Source organism: Archangium gephyra, from assembly GCF_049060025.1.
GTDB classification, from domain to species: Bacteria; Myxococcota; Myxococcia; order Myxococcales; family Myxococcaceae; genus Archangium; species Archangium gephyra_A.
Genome location: NZ_JBMEQQ010000002.1, coordinates 6,907,136 through 6,922,241, shown reverse-complemented (window position 1 = coordinate 6,922,241; position 15,106 = coordinate 6,907,136). Strand labels below are relative to the sequence as shown.

Below are 15,106 nucleotides of genomic sequence, written 5' to 3'. Positions count from 1 at the left end.
CCGGGAGGAGCATGTTGGACATGAAGAACAGTGGAACCAGGACGAGGAGCACCTGGAGGCTGGCGGGTTTTCTCCTGGTGCTCGTGGCGGCCCTCGGTGCCCAGGCGGAGCCGCCCTCCTCCACGCTCCCTGGCCGTCAGCCGGACTCCAAGGAGCCCTGGGGTGCATTTCTTGGCAAGGCCGCGCATGAGGCCATTGGCAGAGCCTACCTCGTGCAGCACCCCTTCAACACCGTCTTCCTCAACACCGTCGACCTCTACAGAATCGTGACGAGGGGGAAGTTGGGGGACCCCGAGCGTCTTCCGGAGTTCGTGAGGCGCTTGCGCCCGGACATCACCGACACCGACGCCCTCGTCCTGTTCGAGCTCAAGCCGGACAATGAGGAGTCACACGAGAAAGGGAGAGCAGAGGCGGGGCGCTACCTGGCGGCGCTCAATGAGGTTGTCAGGCCTGACAAGAAGCTCACGGGAGGCACCGGCTTCGAGGGGTCGCTCTTCCTCGAATTCGAGAACGGGGGAGCACTCTGGCAGTTGTCCTGGCGCACGCCGGAGCCCGGAGTGACGCTGTACCGCTGGAGCTACCGGCGCAAGAAACCCGGTGCTTCCTGGAAGGAGCGGGCGGCTCAGAAGGAAGAGGCGTTGCCCAGGGAAGAAATAGAACAGCGCGGTGAGTTGGCCGAGCAGGCGATCCGGGCTGCCTATGAAGGGGGCGAGCGGCCCAAGGGCTTCCAGGGCCAGGTCTACCTGTCTGGGGACTGCCGCTGAGCGGGCGGGAGGCGCCCGCCGCCCTCGGAGCGCGCGAAGTGCCTGGCGCTTGAGGCGCGTCTGACCGCTGTGGTAGGGCGAAAGCCATGACCCCGGAACCCTCCCCGGTGCTCGAGTTTCCAGCGTGGCTCTACGGCACCACCGCCGCCATCCGCCGCAAGGCCGAAGCCGAGGGCCGCTGGTGGGCCCGGGAGTACCTGAAGACCGGTGCCTTTCCCCAGCCCCGGCAGATGCGCCAGGTTGCGCCCGGCGAGGTGCTGGTGATGCACTCGGGGGCCGAGTTCGACTTGGGCCGCACATGCTGGTGGATGCACATGTTCGGCGGCGTCTTCATGGGCTTGAATGAAGGCGTCCCGAAGGAGGAGCGTCCATGCATGAGGGACACCTTCGAGTCCTTCTGCCTGAGCACTCCGTGGGGGGCACTCGATTATACCGTGTCTCCGTCCCCGCCTCGGAGCGTGGAGCGCGTGGCGCACCGGCTCGCCTCGGTGCTCCGCTTCTGGGAGGTGCTCCAGGGCCCTCGCTACGCGTTCTGGCCCGGTAGGAAGGACACGCTGGAAGAACTCATGGAGGATATCTACCGCAAGACCCTGGAGGCCTGGTGCCCCGGAGGCCCGGCCTCGGTCCGCGAGCACCTGGCCCTGACGGTGGAGCGCATGGCTCGCGCGACCCGAGAGGACTGCCTGGAGGCCGTGCTCCGGGTGATGCCTGTCGTGGTGGAGGCGAACACCCATCTCAAACACCGCGAGGTGCTCAGTGACCCGGACTTCCTGCGTGAGCGCCTCTCCGTGCTTCCCCCGGAGGACTTCGAGGATGTTTCCAGCGCCGACAGATACGCGGTGAACGGGCAGTTGTACGCCTGGGACAGGGAGTTGGGGCGGCATTAGCATCAGAGGCCCTATTCCCAGACGAAGACGCGGACGAGGCCCCCGATCGTCAGGGACATGCGGCTCACCACGCACACCAGGAGGTCGGCCGTTGCGCATCATCGGATGCACTGACGGTGCTGTGATAGACGAAGCCTGCCTGCCCCCCAGTTCAACACCCGCTTACGGAATGAGAGGGCGCTTCATTGTCCTGGACCAACTTTGTATTCCCTGCCGTACGACAACCTGACCGGAAGGTCATTGCCGCCGTCCTGGCGTTTGCCGAGGACGTAGAGGTGAAGCTCCATTCGGTTAGCTTCCAGTTTCAGAGTGGTGCCGCCCTGGAAGCGCAGGGGGAGACCGCACAATCCTGCGAAACGCTTCTGAAAGCACTGCCTGCGGATGACAGCGACATCATGCGCTCGCTGACCGTTCAATTCCTCGTTCGGGCACAGATGGTCACGGTCAACATCAGTCGAGATCCTCAGCAGGCGCATGACCAGGTCACTGTCCAGCTGGACAATCTGCAGAACCTTAGGATGCCACAGGACCTCGTGACAGAGGTGAACCGGCTGATCGTGCACCTCAAGAAGCGCCTTCACGCAGTCGATACCCGTGCCGGTGTGGCGGCCCTCCTGGGCAAGGAGACGCAGCAGAACCTTGAGCGCCGCGAGCTGGAACTGCAGCGCATTGAGGCCCTCGGGCGCTCGTTGGCGGAGAATCTCGCCAAGGCTACATCCGAAACGCGACTGCAGCTTGAGGAGGAGTACCGCGCGCTTCGGGCCAGCGTGGAAGCTGAACGTCAGGCGAACGCCGAACGAGCCCGCGCCCAAACTGAAGAGCGTGAGCGGGCCCTGGACGATCGGCAGAAGGAGGCTCGACGCTCGCCTCGCGGACATTGACGACCGTGATGTCCGGCACGCGCGGCGTCAGATTCGGAAGGAGCAGAAGAAGGAGCTGGAGGCCAGTGCCAAGGAGTTCAAGCTCACGGCGGGTACGCAGAACCTTCGGAGACCGGTCGAGTGGACCTGCTGGGTACTGATGCTGCTTCTCGGTGCCGGGGCAGTCGTCTCGACCTGGAAAAACCTCCACTACCTGGACACTGGAGCGTCCTTTCCGGTCGCAACGTGGATCTGGCTGTGGGTCAAGCAGGCGGCTCTAACGGCTGGCTTGGTCAGTACGGCGGTGTTCTACATCCGGTGGAACAACCGCTGGCTTGAGCAGCACGCCTCTGAGGAGTTCCGCTTGAAGCGCCTGAGCCTCGATCTCGACCGCGCGAGCTGGCTCGTCGAGACGGCAATGGAGTGGAAGGACGAGAAGGGGACGGAGATCCCCAATGTCCTTGTCGAACGCCTCAGCGCCGGCCTGTTCGAGCCCGAGAAGCCGAAGGAGGCGTCCCTCCAGCCCGCGGACCAACTCGCCTCCGCGCTGCTCGGCGCCTCGGCTGAGGCAACGATCGAGGTACCTGGCGGAAGCAAGATCCGGCTCGACCGGAAGGGGCTGAAGGCGCTTCAGAAGGGAACCGGCGGCGAGAACGCCGCCTAAGCCAGTGGAAGTAAGTTCTGTCAGGGGTGCTCCTGCGGGCACGCACGGGGCGCCTTCCGGCCGCGCGGCGTGCCGACTGGTCCGACCATCGGACCAGTTGCTCCCCATCGCGGCCGGAACCTCCCCCCCTGACAGGACTTACCCCTCCTGGCTTAGCCTGAGCCCCAGACAGCAGGGAGCCCTCCAAAGGAGCGCCTCGCGGTACAGAATTCATATCCAGGGGGGCTAGTGGAGTGTCCGACAAGTTTTTCAACATAATCGGGCCAGCGGGTAGGTTGGGTGGACGAAGAGACCGGGTAAGTTGGGTGGATGAGGAGACGACCGCCGCATCTCCTCCACCTTTCGCCTGGGGAAGTGGCCTACCTCAAGACGCTGGTGGAGGACGGACGTACCGAGCAGCGCGTCGCGCGTCGAGCGCGCATCCTGCTGGCCATGACCGCCCCGGACATCGTCGTGTCGGAGCTGGCCGACAGACTCGAACTGGAGCGCACCACCATTTGGAACTTGTGTCGTCGCTACGAAGCATACGGTGTCGATGTGGTGCTGGATGCACCCCGCTCCGGCCGTCCGCGGGAGCTTTCCCCCCCTGCAGCGAGTGGAGGTGGAGCAGTTGGCATGTTGTGAGCCGGCGGGCGTCGGTTTGGAGATGACGCACTGGTCCACCCGGAGCCTGGCCCTGGTGGCACGTCAGCGTGGCATTGCGCCCACCATCTCTCACTCCACGGTGGCGCTCATCCTGCACGACGCTGACTTGCAGCCGCACCGCACGCGTTACTGGAAGACACCCACCCTGGACGACACTTTCCGTCACAAAGCGGCCCAGGTGCTGTGGTGCTATGAGCAAGCGCAGCAGTTGGCCCAGAAGGGCGAAGTGGTGTTGTGCGTGGACGAGAAGCCCAACATCCAGGTGCTGCACGGCGACCAGCCCGTGCGGTCCATGCAGCCCGGCCTCATCGAGCACCGGGAGTTCGAGTACAAGCGGCACGGTACGGTGAACCTCCTGGCCAAGCTGGTAGTGCACTCCGGCCGCATGCGCAGCTGGGACCTGGAGAGAAACAACGGGGACTGCTTGCGAGCCGTACTGCCGCAACTCCTTGGGGACCATCGCGACGCCAGGCGCATCCACCTCATCTGGGACAACGGCTCCAGTCACACCGCCAGGCAGACGCTCGACTTCCTTCGCACCCACTACCCGCACGTCCGGGTGATTTTCACTCCAGCTCATGCCTCCTGGCTCAATCAGGCGGAGTTGCTGCTTCGCGCTTTCACCGAGCGCTACCTGCAACGAGGGGACTGGGCCAGCCGTGACGAGCTCATCAAGCACCTCGACGCCAGCTGGCCCGAGTACAACCGCCTCTACGCCCACCCCTTCACCTGGTCCTGGACTCGCGCCAAGATGCGTTCGTGGGTGGACCGGCACCTGTCCTGACTATGTTGAAAAACTTGTCGGACACTCCACTAGCGCCCCCGGCGCACCTCACCCCACCCCTCTTTCGTCCAGAATCACGCGATTTCTCCAGCCCCACTGAGAGAAAGGTCGCACCTGCGGAGGGGTTGGGGTACAGGGTGGGCGCATGTTCCACCCCAAGGGACCCAGCTTCGTGGAGCTCGTCCAGCAGGGCCTCAGCTCGGTGGAGCGGGGGTATGACCTGCTCGCGCCGAAGTTCGACTACACGCCCTTCCGCACGCCGGACGACGTGCTGAAGGCGAGCCTGGAGCAGGCGGGGCCGGCCGGGAGCGTGGCGAGCGCGCTGGACGTGTGCTGCGGCACGGGGGCGGCGATGCGCCACCTGAGGCCGCTGTGCCGGGAGCGGGTGGTGGGGGTGGACCTGAGCCAGGGCATGCTGGACGAGGCGCGCCGGAGGTTGGCGGACGCACCGGGGACGGCGGCGCTGGAGTGGATACAGGGGGATGCGCTGGAGCTGCCGTGGCGCGAGGAGTTCGAGCTGGTGACGAGCTTCGGCGCCTTCGGCCACATCCCCGAGGAGGACGAGCCGCGGCTGGTGGAGGCCCTCCACCGGGTGCTGAAACCGGGAGGCCGCTTCCTGTTCGTGACGGGGGAGGAGCCCTCGCGGCTGAGGCCGGGCTACTGGATGGCGAAGGCCTTCAACGCGGCGATGCGGGTGCGCAACGCGGTGTGGAAGCCGCCCTTCGTCATGTACTACCTGACGTTCCTGCTGCCGCGCGCGCGGGCGCTGCTGGAGGCGCGAGGCTTCAGCGTGGACGTGCGGCGGGGTGTGCTGCCCGAGCCATACGCGCGGTACGGGCTATGTGTGGTGATCGCCACGCGGCGGTGAGGGAGCCCGGCTGTGCAACCCTACCTGGAACGTCATAACATGGAGGGAGCCCCCCGCTGGAGTCCCGCCGCCCCCATGCCTCGACCGCAACCCACCCCGGATGAGGGCAGGAGCGCCCGCCGCCTCTCGCGGGAGGAGGCGCAGTGGCAGTGGAGGATGGCGCGGGTGTTCAGCACGACCATCCTCGCGCTCCATCTGCTGGACGTGCTCATCCTGAAGGGCCCGAGCCTCGCGACGCTGCTGGTGCGGGTGGCGTGGGCGGTGGAGATCTTCACCTATACGTTGCTGTTGGTGCGGTTGGACGTGCGGTGGCTGCCGCTGCTGCGAGGCGTGCACGGCGTCCTGCTGAGCGTGTGCTTCCTGGGGCTCGTCTTCTTCACGGGTGGGAGCGACAGCCCGTACATGGCGATGGTGCCCTCGATGCCGCTGGTGATGGCGCTCATCCAGCCGCAGGAGCCGAGGCTGGCCATCCTCTGCGGGGTGACGAGTGCGCTGGGGGCCCTGGGGATGGTGCTGCTGACGGAGGGCGAGGTGCTGAAGGCGCTGACGTGGGCGGGGACGGTGGGGTCGGCGACGTTCTTCGGGGTGTACGGCTCGACGCAGTTCCGCAAGGCGCAGGTGGCGGAGCACGAGGCGCGGGTGGAGCGCGAGCGCCGCGAGTCGATGGAGAAGCTGACGAAGGCCGAGCACTCCCGGGCGCAGTCGGAGAAGCTGGCCACGGTGGGGCGGCTGGCGGCCAGCGTGATGCATGAAATCAACAACCCGCTGGCCTTCGTGTGCTCGAACGTGGAGTTCCTGCGCACGGAGGTGCTGGCGCAGCAGCTTCCGGACGAGACGCGGCAGGAGTTGAAGGAGGTGCTGGAGGAGACGCGCTCGGGGGTGGAGCGGATCCGGCAGATCGTCACGGACCTGAAGGGCTTCTCACGGATGGACGTGGAGGAGCCGAGCGAGTGCGCGCTGGCGGACGTGGTGACGGACGCGGCGAGGCTGGCGGCGGTGCGGCTCAAGCACGTGGCGAGGCTGAAGGTGGAGATACCGGCGGAGCTGCCGGAAGTCTTCGCGACGAGGCGGAGGCTGGCGCAGGTGATTCTCAACCTGCTGGTGAACGCGGGGGACGCACTGGAGGAGGCGAAGGTGCAGGGCGGGGAGGTGAAGGTGACGGGGGTGGTGGCGGAGGAGGGGAGGGTGACGTTGCTGGTGGAGGACAACGGCCCGGGCTTCGCGCCGGAAGTGCTGCCGAGACTCTTCGAGTCCTTCTTCACGACGAAGGGGCCGGAGAAGGGGACGGGGCTGGGGCTGACGATTTCGAGGGAGATGGTGGAGCGCTTCGGGGGGACGCTGAAGGCGGAGAACCGGCCGGAGGGAGGGGCGCGGCTGCGCCTGGAGCTGCCGGTGCACAAGCCCGCCTGACGAACGCGGGGTGAGGGTGCCTGACACCCCGGGCTGCCGCTGTCCACCGCCGTACCCGGAACCCGATTCCCCGAGGGATTCACGCTCCGCGAGGAACAAGTCACGTGCTAAGCGGTTTGCCTCCGCACACCGAGGAGGAAACCGCTCCGCATGAAGAAAGCGCTCATCACCGCCGCCGTCCTCGCCTTCGGCCTCCCGGCCTTCGCCCAGCAGCAGCAGCAAGAGGCGAAGCCGCTCGGGCCGGGGCGTGAGGCGCTGGCCATCCCCTACGAGAAGTACACGCTGCCCAATGGCCTGGAAGTCATCCTGGCCCAGGACCCGAAGCTGCCCGTGGTGGCCGTGAATGTCTGGTACCACGTGGGCGCCTACCACGAGCAGCCGGGCCGCACCGGCTTCGCGCACCTCTTCGAGCACATGATGTTCCAGGGCTCCAGGCACGTGCCGGACGACGTGCACATCGCGATGCTCGAGCAGCTCGGCGCGAATGACCTGAACGGCACGACGAACTTCGACCGGACGAACTACTTCGAGACGGTGCCCACCCACCACCTGGCCACGGCGCTGTGGCTGGAGAGCGACCGGATGGGCTTCCTGCTGGACGCGCTGGACGAGAAGAAGCTGCGCACCCAGCAGGAGGTGGTGAAGAACGAGCGGCGCCAGAACGTGGAGACGCGCCCCTACGGCATCGCCCACGAGAAGCTCTGGAAGACGCTCTTCCCCGCGCCGCACCCGTACCACGGGAAGATCATCGGCTCGATGGAGGACCTGGACGCGGCCACGATGGAGGACGTGAAGGGCTTCTTCCGCAAGTGGTACGCGCCGTCCAACGCCACCCTCACGGTGGTGGGGGACTTCGAGCCGAAGGAGACGCGCGCCCTCATCGAGAAGTACTTCGGCACGCTGCCGAGCGGCCCCAAGCCCGGGAAGCCCGAGGTGGCCCCGGTGAAGCTGACGGGGGAGAAGGTCATCCGCCACGACGAGCAGGTGGGCACGCTGCCGCTGGTGGTGATGTCCTGGCTCAGCCCGCCGTACCTCAGCGAGGGAGACGCCACGGCTGACGTGCTGGCCAACGCGCTGGCCACGGGCAAGTCCAGCCGCCTCTACAAGCGGCTGGTGCTGGAGAAGGGCCTGGCGCAGAGCGTGGATGCCAGCCAGCGGAGCCTCGGGGCGCAGTCCGTCTTCAGCATCGAGGCGGTGGCGCGGCCGGGAGTGTCCAGCGACGCGCTGGCCAAGGAGCTGGACGCGGTGCTGGAGGAGGTGCGCCGCGGAGGCATGACGCAGCAGGACCTGGACCGGGCGCGCACGCTCTTCGAGACGCAGATGCTGGCGGGGCTGCAGTCGGTGGGCGGCTTCGGCGGCAAGGCGGACGTGCTGCAGAGCTACAACCACTACCAGGGAGACCCGGGTTACCTCGACGAGGACCTGGCGCGCTACGACGCGGTGACGGCGGACCGGGTGCGGGACTTCGCCCGCGAGTACCTGAAGCCCGACGCCCGCGTGGTGCTGCACGCCGTGCCCGCGCAGAAGGGCCCCCTCTCCGCCGCGAAGGAGACGCACTGATGCGCCGCTTGTTCATCGCCCTGTCCGTGCTGGCGCTCGCCGCCGGCTGCAAGACGGCCCCCGAGCCCGTCCCCGAGGCGCCCCAGCCGCCGGAGACACCGGCCCCGCCGCCGGAGGACCCGAACGCCTTCCGCCAGCAGCCGCCGAAGCCGGGCGAGCCGCCCGAGCTGGTGCTGCCGAAGTTCGAGCAGGCGAAGCTGGACAACGGGCTCACCGTGCTGGTGAGCACGCGCAAGGAATTGCCGCTCGTCTACGCGGGGGTGGCCTTCGCGGCGGGAGGCTCGCAGGACCCGAAGGGCAAGTGGGGCCTGGCGGACGTCACGTACAAGATGCTGCTGGAGGGCGCGGCCGGGAAGGACACGACGGCGTTGGACCAGGCCTTCCAGGACCTGGGGGTGTCGCCCGTGGTGAGCACCAACCCGGACGGGGCGTTCATCGGGGCGCGGGTGCTGAAGCGGCACTCGGACACGGCGCTGGGGCTGCTCGCGGACGTGGTGCGCAAGCCGAACCTGGCGCAGAAGGACTTCGACCGGCGCAAGAAGCTGCAGCTCGCCGAGCTGGTGCGCGCCATGGGCAGCCCGGGCTTCCTGGCGCAGCAGGCGTACCTGGACGCGGTGTTCGGCCCGGAGCACCCGTACGGGCACCCGGTGAGCGGACTGCCGGCGACGGTGGACACGCTGACGCTGAAGGACGTGCGCGCCTTCTACGAGAAGCGCGTGGGCCCGAAGGCGGCGGCGCTGGTGATGACGGGTGACATCACGCTGGACGAGGCGATGGGGCTGGCGAAGAAGTACTTCGGCGACTGGAAGGGCAATGCGATGCCGCCGCCGGTGCCGCCCACGCCCGCGGCGACGCCCCGGCAGCAGGTGGTGTACGTGCCCAAGCCGGGGTTGGATCAGACGATGATCGTGGTGGGCCGGCCGGGCATCGCGGTGGGGCACCCGGACGAGTACGCGTTGGACCTGGCGACGACGGTGTTCGGCGGCTTCTTCGGGAGCCGGCTGAACATGAACCTGCGCGAGGACAAGGGGTACAGCTACGGGGCGGGGGCGAGCGCGGACGCGCGGCTGGGCGTGGGGCCGCTGACGGCCTCCTCGGCGGTGCGCAAGGACGTGACGGGCCTGGCGCTCAACGAGTTCTTCGGGGAGATGAAGGGGCTTCAGGAGCGCCCCATCACGGAGAAGGAGCTGGCGGCGGCGCGCGAGGGGCTCATCCGGGCGATTCCGGGCGAGTTCGAGACGGTGGAGGGCCTGGGGGCGAGCGCGGCGACACTGTTCTTCCTGCGCCGGCCGATGGACGAGTTCGCACGGACGGTGGTGGGGCTGGAGAAGGCGACGCCGGCCGAGGTGCAGCGGGTGGCGGAGGCGTACCTGGGCCCGGCGGCGATGCAGGTGGTGCTGGTGGGAGACCCGGCGGTCATCCAGGAGCAGGTGGGTCCGCTGGAGCTCGGCAAGCTGACGCCGAGGGCTCCGGTGGCGCCCCCGGCGAAGAAGTAGGCGGGGAAGAAGCAGGCAAGGGAGAGGGGACCCACCCGGTGAACAACCAGGTCAGTCCCTCTCCCTCTGGGAGAGGGTCGGGGTGAGGGTAGGCGTCAACCACCCCTCTCCCCCCGGGAGAGGGACGGGGTGAGGGTGCCCGTCCCCCGGGTTCTCCCCCGTGCGGAAACCCGTGGTCTCAGTCCTGATCCTTGTCCCGCTCCTCCTGGCCGCGGAGGATGCGGACCTCCTCATCGGCCTCGTCGATGGGGCTGCGGATGTCGGGGACGTAGCCGCCGACCTCGGCATCGCTGTCGAGGGCGAACTTCTGCTCGCGGGTGCCGTGGATGGAGTCCGCGGAGTAGAGGGGGAGGGTGTCATCGGCCTCGAGGCCGCGCTCGACGCGGTCCTTGGCGAAGGGAGGCTTGCCTTCCTCATTCTCCCGCGGGTGCACGGGGTTGTACTTCCGCCCCTTGTCATTCTCGTTGGCCATGTTGACGGCTCCTCATGGAATGCGGACGCGCGGGGTTGCGCGACCCTACGAGGTTCAATGTGGGGCGCACGCGGGGCGCTCCAAGCTTCCCGGGGAGGGACGAACGCCCGCACGGCTGGCCGGTGCACGAGAAGCCCGGCGCGTGAGAGATTGCGCGCATGAGTGCCCCCGCTCCCTCGACGGCCCTGCCGGACACCCCGCCCTGCCCGCGCCACCCGGAATGCGCGGCGGTGGGCACATGCGCGCGCTGCGGCGGCTTCTACTGCGAGCCCGAGGCCATCCAGCACGGAGCGCACACCTACTGCGAGGCCTGCGGGCACCTGCCCGAGGTGAGCCACCTGGAGCGGATGCGCCAGAAGCTGTGGGGGAAGCGGGACGGGTGGGCGTGGCTGATGCTGGCGAGCGCGCCGCTGCACCTGACCTTCACGCTGGCGGTGGGGATGGAGCGGCTGTGGCACTGGGTGGGGGTGGGAGCGGCGGACACGGCGGTGGTGGTGGCCTGGTTCCTCGGGGTGCGGCGGGCGAGGCCGGCGCTGCTGCTGCTGCTGCCCCTGTGGCTGGGCGTCATGCTGCTGACGGAGAGGGACCTCTGGGTGCTGGTGCCGCTGGTACCGGCGATGGGGCTGGCGCTGTGGCTGTACGCCAGCACGCGGGTGCGGCTCTACTTCCAGCTCGAGGTGGACCGCGAGCGCCTCGCGCGGCTGTGGGACGCGCGGGAGAACAACCCGCTCGCGCGCCACGCCCTGGTGTGCGGAGTGGCCGGGCTGGTGCTGCCCGTGGCGGCGCCGGTGGCGATGGTGCTGGGCCTCCTGGGCCTGCACCGGGTGAACCCCGAGGCGAGGCCCCCCATCGGCAAGGGGAACCACGCCCTCGCGGGAGTGGTGCTCGGAGGAATCGGCCTGGTGTTCTGGGCGGTCGTCCTGCTGTGGCGCCTGTCCCTGGGACTGTCGCCGCTGCCGTGACGGCCGCGGCGTTCGAGGCGGTGAAGAAGTTCGGAGCCGTCGAGGGCGGGAAGCAGAACCTGGACACGCTGGAGGAGCACCTGGCGAAGCCGCGGGCCTGGCGGGACGGGGCTACACGAGCCGCTGGATGCGGGGAGCGCGGAAGCGGACGCGCGAGCCCTCGTGGTGGGTCTGCAAACCGATGCGTCCGGAGCGGGGCTTGTGCGTGGGCGCGGTGAAGGCGCACACCTCGACGCCATTGAGCACGACGCGCAGCTCCAGCCCCCGGGCGAGGATGTCGAAGGTGTTCCACTCGCCCAGGGGACGGGAGGCCAGTTGGAGCGCGGGGGCGAGCGTGTAGAGGGCGCCGGTGAGGTGCGGGGAGCTGCCCATCGTGCCGTGCTCGGGGTCCACGCCGCGGTCGTCGATCTGCACCTCGAAACCGGCCTTCCAGTCGGGCTGCTTGCGCGCGAGCTCGGCGGTGGGGAAGCGGAAGAAGACGCCCGAGTTGTCCTCGATGGAGTGGGCGAGCCAGTCCACCTGGAGGCGGAAGTCGGAGAACTCGGAGGGGGTGTACCAGAGGAGACCGGAGCCGCCCTCGGATTCGAGGAGGCCGGGGCCCACGGGAACGAAGCGGCCCTCGCCCGCCATGGCCCAGGCGCCGGGAGTGTCGAAGGACAGGGTGTCGAAGGAGTCCATGAGCCTCATGGGTCAGGTGGACACCGGAACACGCCCGGTGATGCGCATCCAGGCGAGCACGACGGTGCCGTAGAAGAGGGCCGAGCTGAAGGCCTGCCCGGTCAGGAGGAGGCCCGTCCACATCCAGGGGGAGAGGCCCAGCTCCGGGAGGAGCGTCAGGTAGAACCGGCCGAGCAGCATCACCCCGGCATGCAGGAGGACCATGACCCCGAAGACGGCCAGCAGGGTCCACCGGTGTCCCTGGGTGAGCCGGTACGAGTGGTGGAGGGATTGAAAGGGACCGAGCCCCTCGAGCACGACGAGGGAGGGGGCGAGGGACATGCAGAGGGCGAGGTAGATGCCCGGGACGATGAGGAACAACATCCCGGTGGCCACGACGACGCCGAAGATGACGCTCATCAGGAGGAGGGGGAAGAAGCGGAACAGGCCATGCTGGAGCGACGAGAGCAGGGAGCGGCCGGTCTGCTGGAGGAGCCCGTCGGCGGTCCAGGAGAGGAAGGCCGCCATGGAGAGCGACGAGAGACAACCGAAGAACAGGTTGACCAGGAGCGCGTTCGCTTCGGGGTTCTGGATGAAGGAGCCCAGGTACGCGGCGAGGAGGTTGAAGCCCAGGAGGAGGCCCACGCCCGAGAGGTTGCGGCCCAGCAGGGAGAAGGAGTCCTGGAGGAGCACGCCCGCGGAGAGACTGCCGGCGGGAGCCACCCGTTGGACGCAGGCCTGACAGAAGGTGGACGAGGAGGCGCCCCGGCAGTCCTCACAGCCGAAGGCCCCACAGCGCTCGCAGGTGAAGACCGCTCCGATATCCGGATGGACCGCGCACGCGGCTGAAAGTGACTGCATGGAAGCCCCCCCGTCTGGCGTTGCCGTACCCTGAAGCAACGGGGGCCGGAGGTAACGACAAACGACGGGAGGGAGGAGTGAAGGACACTCCCCGCGTCGGATTCACGGCAGACAGGGAGGGCATTCGTTCACCTGGACGACGAACGGAACGGGGCGTTGCCGGGGCTTGGATTCCTCCCGGGGTCTGGCCGATGTCAGGGGTAGGACGTACATTTTCGCCATGGCCCGTAAACCTGAAGACCTCTCCCGGCTCGCACGGGAACTCGCGGAGCTGACGCCCGAGGAGCGCGCCCAGGTCATGGCCGAGGTCGAGCGCCAACAGCGGAAGTTCCGCCCGCTGCCGCAGGGCTTCGAGCCTCCCGTGCTCGAAGGCGGCACCGCGTGGACCGGCGGCTCGCTGAGCCGCGAAGAGCTGTATGGCGACGATGGCCGCTGATCCCGTCTTCCTCGACACGAGCCTGCTGGTTGCCGCATCGGTCGGTCAGCATCCGGGCTCTCTGGCGGCCAGGGGCTACCTCGCCACGCTGGGGGCGAGCCAGACTCCGACCTGCATCAGTCCCCAGGTGTGCCGCGAGTTCATGGTCGTCCTGACGCGGCAACCCGTGTCCGGCCGCACCTTCACCCTCGCAGAGGCCCTCGCGGCGCTCGATGCATGGCGCTCGGTCTGCGCGCTGCTGGAGGAGGACGAGCACGTCGTCCGGGCGTGGCCCTGCTCGCGGGCCTTCGTTAGGGTGCGGCCATGTCCGCGAACACCTCCGAGTCCCCCTTCGTCACCGCCACCACCTGGAAAGCGCTCGGGGAGGGGCGCTACCAGGGCGCCATCCGCCCCGAGTGGTTCCAGGGCCGCGGGGCCTATGGCGGGATGCTCGGCGGGGCGCTGCTGCGCTCGATGATGCGCGAGCTGAACGAGCCGGCCCGCGCACCGCGCTCGCTCACCGTGCACTTCTGCGCGCCCGTCACCGAGGGCGAGGCCTCGCTCGTGGTGCGCACGGAGCGCGCCGGGCGCCAGGTGACGCACCTGTCGGCGCGGATGGAGCAGGCGGGGCAGGTGACGTGCCTGGCGAGCGCCACCTTCGCCACCTCGCGCGAGACGCCGCTCGTCTACACGGACGCGCGCCCGCCGCAGGTGCCGCCCCCGGACGACGTCCCCCAGGTACCCGACGCGATGCTGCCCACCTTCGGCGCGCAGTTCGACTACCGCTGGTGCGTGGGCGCCGTGCCCTACTCGGGAGCCGCCGAGGCGCGCGTGGGGGGATGGATTCGCCCGCGCGTCCCGGCGCCGCTCGATGCACCGCTGGTGGTGGGGCTGCTGGATGCCTTTCCCCCCGCGGCCTTCGCCCGGGTGGAGGGCTTCTGCAACGGCGCCACCATGGACTACACGGCGCACTTCTACGCGCCGCTGCCGCTCGAGGCCGCGCCGGACGCCTTCTACCTGCGCACCGGCCACTCCCGTCACGCCGCGCACGGCTACGCGGATGACCTCGCGGAGCTGTGGAGCCGGGACGGGAGGCTGCTCGCCCAGCTGCGTCAGATGGCAGCGGTATTCCCCGCCAACCGGTGAAACGGCCCGTGATTCTTCCCCTGTCTGGGAAAGACTGCCGCCGGGCTGAATTGACGCGAGGCGTAAGACTTTCTTGTATGGGTTGGAAGTTCGCCTGAACTCACTGCGAGTGCTAACACGGCGCCACTTCCCCGAAGTCCCCCAGGAGCAACCCCATGCGTCAGTTCATCCTCCTCAGCGGTGCCGCGCTCTCCCTGTTCGTGGGCTGTGCCACGCCGCAGTCGGTGTGCGAGACGGGCGCGCAGACCACCTGCGCCAAGCTCTACGAGTGCGCCTCGGACGCGCTGAAGAGCAACAGCACGTTCCAGCAGAGCTACGGCACCAACGTGGCCGAGTGTGAGAGCAAGGTGATCGCCGCCAACAAGTGCTCGGAGAAGAAGGAGTTCAACCAGCTCTGCGCCAACACCACGATGGAGTACGACCTGGGCAAGGCGTCGGAGTGCTCGGATGCCATCAAGGCGCAGGCGTGCGCGGACTTCAACGACACGGCGAAGCGCCCGGCCGTGTGCGGCGAGGTCTGCAAGTAGTTGCGCGCGGGGCCTCGGAGGTAGCGGGGCGCTGACGCACGAGGGGCCGGTCCTCCGGAAAGGGGGCCGGCCCTTTCTTCATGCGGGAGTCCCCGCGGTGGGACGGCGCCGGCGGGGATTCTCACGGG

At 68.5% G+C, this 15,106-nt stretch carries 17 protein-coding genes; 14 read left to right on the top strand and 3 right to left on the bottom strand.

Annotation, left to right across the window (positions count from 1 at the left end; genetic code table 11):
• Positions 1 to 20 precede the first annotated feature (20 nt).
• The 10 genes from ACN28I_RS30015 to ACN28I_RS29970 all read left to right on the top strand — a co-directional run bounded on the left by ACN28I_RS30015 (position 21) and on the right by ACN28I_RS29970 (position 9,938).
• Entirely contained in the window at positions 21 to 764 is a 744-nt protein-coding gene (locus ACN28I_RS30015; protein WP_420945349.1) for a hypothetical protein, read from the top strand.
• 86 nt (positions 765 to 850) lie between these two features.
• Positions 851 to 1,651 (top strand): hypothetical protein, encoded by an 801-nt coding sequence (locus ACN28I_RS30010; RefSeq protein WP_420945348.1) that lies wholly within the window; start codon positions 851 to 853, stop codon positions 1,649 to 1,651.
• A 185-nt stretch (positions 1,652 to 1,836) separates the two neighbouring features.
• On the top strand, positions 1,837 to 2,532 hold the full coding sequence (locus tag ACN28I_RS30005) for a hypothetical protein (RefSeq protein WP_420945347.1): 696 nt from the start codon (positions 1,837 to 1,839) through the stop codon (positions 2,530 to 2,532).
• A complete protein-coding gene (locus ACN28I_RS30000) occupies positions 2,474 to 3,175 on the top strand; it encodes a hypothetical protein (protein ID WP_420945346.1) in 702 nt (233 codons plus the stop codon). The genes ACN28I_RS30005 and ACN28I_RS30000 overlap by 59 nt, the downstream gene beginning before the upstream one ends.
• Positions 3,176 to 3,529: 354 nt before the next feature.
• Positions 3,530 to 3,799 carry a helix-turn-helix domain-containing protein gene (locus ACN28I_RS29995; RefSeq protein WP_420940706.1) on the top strand — a complete coding sequence of 90 codons (270 nt, stop codon included), beginning with the start codon at positions 3,530 to 3,532 and terminating at the stop codon, positions 3,797 to 3,799.
• Positions 3,800 to 3,821: 22 nt separating this feature from the next.
• Positions 3,822 to 4,604, top strand: a complete 783-nt coding sequence (locus tag ACN28I_RS29990) for an IS630 family transposase (protein WP_420940705.1) — start codon at positions 3,822 to 3,824, stop codon at positions 4,602 to 4,604.
• 145 nt (positions 4,605 to 4,749) lie between these two features.
• Positions 4,750 to 5,472, top strand: a complete 723-nt coding sequence (locus ACN28I_RS29985; RefSeq protein ID WP_420945345.1) for a class I SAM-dependent methyltransferase — start codon at positions 4,750 to 4,752, stop codon at positions 5,470 to 5,472.
• A 75-nt stretch (positions 5,473 to 5,547) separates the two neighbouring features.
• Positions 5,548 to 6,882, top strand: a complete 1,335-nt coding sequence (locus ACN28I_RS29980) for a sensor histidine kinase (protein WP_420945344.1) — start codon at positions 5,548 to 5,550, stop codon at positions 6,880 to 6,882.
• A gap of 150 nt (positions 6,883 to 7,032) precedes the next feature.
• Complete coding sequence (locus ACN28I_RS29975; protein WP_420945343.1) at positions 7,033 to 8,442, top strand: M16 family metallopeptidase; 1,410 nt, start codon at positions 7,033 to 7,035, stop codon at positions 8,440 to 8,442.
• On the top strand, positions 8,442 to 9,938 hold the full coding sequence (locus ACN28I_RS29970; protein WP_420945342.1) for a M16 family metallopeptidase: 1,497 nt from the start codon (positions 8,442 to 8,444) through the stop codon (positions 9,936 to 9,938). The genes ACN28I_RS29975 and ACN28I_RS29970 overlap by 1 nt, the downstream gene beginning before the upstream one ends.
• 178 nt (positions 9,939 to 10,116) lie before the next feature.
• Here ACN28I_RS29970 and ACN28I_RS29965 read toward each other — a convergent pair whose 3' ends face one another.
• Positions 10,117 to 10,410: a hypothetical protein gene (locus tag ACN28I_RS29965; RefSeq protein ID WP_420945341.1), complete on the bottom strand. Its 294-nt coding sequence runs from the start codon at positions 10,408 to 10,410 to the stop codon at positions 10,117 to 10,119.
• Between the two features lie 158 nt (positions 10,411 to 10,568).
• On the opposite strand from ACN28I_RS29965, the gene ACN28I_RS29960 reads away from it, so the two are divergent.
• A complete protein-coding gene (locus tag ACN28I_RS29960) occupies positions 10,569 to 11,372 on the top strand; it encodes a DUF4190 domain-containing protein (RefSeq protein WP_420945340.1) in 804 nt (267 codons plus the stop codon).
• A 111-nt stretch (positions 11,373 to 11,483) separates the two neighbouring features.
• Here the strand turns inward: ACN28I_RS29960 and ACN28I_RS29955 are convergent, their stop codons facing one another.
• Together ACN28I_RS29955 and ACN28I_RS29950 are read right to left on the bottom strand one after the other, a co-directional pair.
• Positions 11,484 to 12,059, bottom strand: a complete 576-nt coding sequence (locus ACN28I_RS29955; RefSeq protein WP_420945339.1) for a 3-keto-disaccharide hydrolase — start codon at positions 12,057 to 12,059, stop codon at positions 11,484 to 11,486.
• 3 nt (positions 12,060 to 12,062) lie between these two features.
• Complete coding sequence (locus ACN28I_RS29950) at positions 12,063 to 12,890, bottom strand: YciC family protein (RefSeq protein WP_420945338.1); 828 nt, start codon at positions 12,888 to 12,890, stop codon at positions 12,063 to 12,065.
• Positions 12,891 to 13,110: 220 nt separating this feature from the next.
• Between ACN28I_RS29950 and ACN28I_RS29945 the strand changes: the two genes are divergently transcribed.
• From ACN28I_RS29945 to ACN28I_RS29935, 3 genes are all read left to right on the top strand, one after another.
• Complete coding sequence (locus tag ACN28I_RS29945; protein WP_420945337.1) at positions 13,111 to 13,326, top strand: hypothetical protein; 216 nt, start codon at positions 13,111 to 13,113, stop codon at positions 13,324 to 13,326.
• 303 nt (positions 13,327 to 13,629) lie between these two features.
• Positions 13,630 to 14,451, top strand: coding sequence for an acyl-CoA thioesterase (locus ACN28I_RS29940; RefSeq protein WP_420945336.1), 822 nt, complete (start codon positions 13,630 to 13,632; stop codon positions 14,449 to 14,451).
• Positions 14,452 to 14,606: 155 nt separating this feature from the next.
• The gene (locus ACN28I_RS29935) at positions 14,607 to 14,978 is read left to right on the top strand and encodes a hypothetical protein (protein WP_420945335.1); all 372 of its coding nucleotides are present in this window, start codon (positions 14,607 to 14,609) and stop codon (positions 14,976 to 14,978) included.
• Positions 14,979 to 15,106 lie beyond the last annotated feature (128 nt).

Coding starts and splice junctions, on each gene's coding strand:
- ACN28I_RS30015 (WP_420945349.1), top strand. CDS start 21: ATGAAGAACAGTGGAACCAGGACGAGGAGCACCTGGAGGCTGGCGGGT.
- ACN28I_RS30010 (WP_420945348.1), top strand. CDS start 851: ATGACCCCGGAACCCTCCCCGGTGCTCGAGTTTCCAGCGTGGCTCTAC.
- ACN28I_RS29990 (WP_420940705.1), top strand. CDS start 3,822: ATGACGCACTGGTCCACCCGGAGCCTGGCCCTGGTGGCACGTCAGCGT.
- ACN28I_RS29985 (WP_420945345.1), top strand. CDS start 4,750: ATGTTCCACCCCAAGGGACCCAGCTTCGTGGAGCTCGTCCAGCAGGGC.
- ACN28I_RS29980 (WP_420945344.1), top strand. CDS start 5,548: ATGCCTCGACCGCAACCCACCCCGGATGAGGGCAGGAGCGCCCGCCGC.
- ACN28I_RS29975 (WP_420945343.1), top strand. CDS start 7,033: ATGAAGAAAGCGCTCATCACCGCCGCCGTCCTCGCCTTCGGCCTCCCG.
- ACN28I_RS29970 (WP_420945342.1), top strand. CDS start 8,442: ATGCGCCGCTTGTTCATCGCCCTGTCCGTGCTGGCGCTCGCCGCCGGC.
- ACN28I_RS29965 (WP_420945341.1), bottom strand. CDS start 10,410: ATGGCCAACGAGAATGACAAGGGGCGGAAGTACAACCCCGTGCACCCG.
- ACN28I_RS29960 (WP_420945340.1), top strand. CDS start 10,569: ATGAGTGCCCCCGCTCCCTCGACGGCCCTGCCGGACACCCCGCCCTGC.
- ACN28I_RS29955 (WP_420945339.1), bottom strand. CDS start 12,059: ATGAGGCTCATGGACTCCTTCGACACCCTGTCCTTCGACACTCCCGGC.
- ACN28I_RS29950 (WP_420945338.1), bottom strand. CDS start 12,890: ATGCAGTCACTTTCAGCCGCGTGCGCGGTCCATCCGGATATCGGAGCG.
- ACN28I_RS29945 (WP_420945337.1), top strand. CDS start 13,111: ATGGCCCGTAAACCTGAAGACCTCTCCCGGCTCGCACGGGAACTCGCG.
- ACN28I_RS29940 (WP_420945336.1), top strand. CDS start 13,630: ATGTCCGCGAACACCTCCGAGTCCCCCTTCGTCACCGCCACCACCTGG.
- ACN28I_RS29935 (WP_420945335.1), top strand. CDS start 14,607: ATGCGTCAGTTCATCCTCCTCAGCGGTGCCGCGCTCTCCCTGTTCGTG.